This window comes from Nocardia sp. NPDC058497 (genome assembly GCF_042720195.1).
Classification (GTDB): Bacteria; Actinomycetota; Actinomycetes; order Mycobacteriales; family Mycobacteriaceae; genus Nocardia.
The window spans coordinates 1-1,401 of sequence record NZ_JBHXMY010000964.1 but is presented as its reverse complement, the minus strand read 5'-3'; the positions used below and the strand labels follow the sequence as shown (position 1 = coordinate 1,401).

Here is a 1,401-nt window from a genome sequence, read left to right as displayed (position 1 = left end):
GGATCACAGATCACCACAGCGGCCTTCGGGCCGAGGCGGATCTTCACGAGATCACCGTGTTCGGGTAGCTGAGCCAGAAAGGTGAAGGGCTGCTTCAAGAACGGCAGGAGATGGCCGACCACGGGCCGGGCGCCCGGCGCAGTCGGTATCTCGCGGGAGAGCTCTGTCATGAGACGCTACGTTTCCCTTCATGGATCCCGGGACCACCGCTGCCGACGGCCCCAACCTGGCGAAGCCAGCCGAACCAATCCTCGAGGCCCCAGGACCGAACAACGAGTCCGTCGGCGATCTGGTGAAATTCGTGGATCCGGATCCGGACAGCTCTTCCGGTGGCGGGAACACCGAGCCACTCCCCCTCGTGTACGCCGCGCATCTCCCCGCGGACCGCGACCATCCCGTTGCCGTCCTCCCCGCGTCCGTCGACGATCATGTGCACGACGATCGTGAAGTCGGAGAAGGCGTGATCTATTGCGGCAACGAGACTTTCGATACCCGCACGGCCTGACGCCGGCCCGGACGAGTCGTCGACCCAGTCGGGGGCCAGCACGCCATCGAGTAAGCCGACGTCGCCGCTCAAACCGCGGTAGAACGTCGTGATCAGGTCGTCGACTGCTCGCGTCACCGGTGAGCTCCTCCCGCTTCTATTGCATTCCGTGCGGCGCAGCCAAGAGCTTGTTGACGTACTCGAGGGCGAGTCGCGGCGTCCGGAGAATCTCGACGGTTTCATTCGGCAGCAGCATCGGTATGCGGACGTGCCATTCCCGCTGGATTCGTTCGGCCAATTCGATCGTGCCGAGCGAGTCCAGCCCGAGTTCCTCGAAGGGCTCGTCGAGTGTTTTCTCGGTGAGCTCCAGGTCGGCTCCTTCACACGCCCGATACAGTCGACTCAAATCATCGAGGGCGAACTCTCTCATCAGTACTCCTTATCGGAAAGGCAGCGACTCACCGGTGCCTGAACCAGATCGGGTGACAAAGGTCAGACGGGGGTTTCGTGGCAGGTGCACGCGGTGACACGGTCGAGGTGCGCAAGGTGCAGAATGTGACGTGCCGCTACCTGGATCGCACAGAACGCGACGTGTTTGTAGGTACCGAAGAAGCCGCTCAGCAGGATACTGGCCGAGCGATTGTAAACTTCATGCCACCAGTGATCAGGCACGTACAGTGCGTCACCGGCCTGGAGCTCGATTTCGAACAGACTCTTTTCGGAATTCGTCGACGCCGCGGCTATCTCCGCCAAGGGCCGGGCCGAAAGACGTGCCCAAGGGTCGTATTTCGCGGACAGCGCATCGGCCCCTTCGACGAAACCGGGCGGCGCTATGCGGAAGCGCTTTTGTCCACGGATCGCTACGGCAATGTTTCCCAGCAGGTCGTAGTGAGCACCGGTGCGCGCGCCCGCGGGGC

Annotated in this window: 3 protein-coding genes; all 3 read right to left on the bottom strand. The window is 62.7% G+C overall.

The window, feature by feature from the left end:
• Positions 1-166: 166 nt before the first annotated feature.
• The gene (locus ACFWPJ_RS32895) at positions 167-622 is read right to left on the bottom strand and encodes an ester cyclase (protein ID WP_378857433.1); all 456 of its coding nucleotides are present in this window, start codon (positions 620-622) and stop codon (positions 167-169) included.
• A 19-nt stretch (positions 623-641) separates the two neighbouring features.
• Entirely contained in the window at positions 642-914 is a 273-nt protein-coding gene (locus tag ACFWPJ_RS32890; RefSeq protein ID WP_378857431.1) for an acyl carrier protein, read from the bottom strand.
• A gap of 62 nt (positions 915-976) precedes the next feature.
• On the bottom strand, positions 977-1,401 hold a 425-nt coding region (locus tag ACFWPJ_RS32885), incomplete at its 5' end, for a cupin-like domain-containing protein (protein WP_378857429.1).

Coding starts and splice junctions, on each gene's coding strand:
- ACFWPJ_RS32890 (WP_378857431.1), bottom strand. CDS start 914: ATGAGAGAGTTCGCCCTCGATGATTTGAGTCGACTGTATCGGGCGTGT.